Origin of the sequence: Mesorhizobium sp. M4A.F.Ca.ET.050.02.1.1, assembly GCF_003997725.1 — a bacterium.
GTDB lineage: Bacteria > Pseudomonadota > Alphaproteobacteria > Rhizobiales > Rhizobiaceae > Mesorhizobium.
Map to the genome: position 1 here is coordinate 1 of NZ_RZSG01001514.1, position 436 is coordinate 436.

Below are 436 nucleotides of genomic sequence, written 5' to 3' on the forward strand. Positions count from 1 at the left end.
CGCTATAGAATTCGCGAAGCCCGGCAAAGAGATAGCGCACGTCGCTGGCGGCAAGGTTGAGGCCCTTGGCGCCGGTCGGCGGCACGATATGGGCCGCGTCGCCGACCAGGAACAGCTTTCCGAAGCGCATCGGCTCAGCGACGAAGGAGCGCAGCGGCGCGATCGACTTCTCGAAGGACGGCCCGGTGGTGACGGCGGCGGCCGTCTTCGGCGGCAAGCGCCGGCGCAACTCGTCCCAGAAACGATCGTCGGACCAGGCTTCGACGCGCTCGTCCGCCGGGCACTGCACATAGTAGCGGCTGCGGTGCGGCGAGCGCATCGAGCACAGCGCAAAGCCGCGCTCGTGATTGGCGTAGACCAGCTCGTGGTCGGCCGGCGGCACCTCCGCCAGCACACCCAGCCAGCCGAACGGATAGGTCCGCTCGAAGGGCTTCAG

The 436-nt window shown here is 68.3% G+C and carries 1 protein-coding gene; it reads right to left on the reverse strand.

Annotation, left to right across the window (positions count from 1 at the left end; genetic code table 11):
- Nucleotides 1–436: FAD-dependent monooxygenase (locus EOA33_RS38425; protein ID WP_190234559.1), on the reverse strand; the 436-nt coding region annotated here is incomplete at both ends.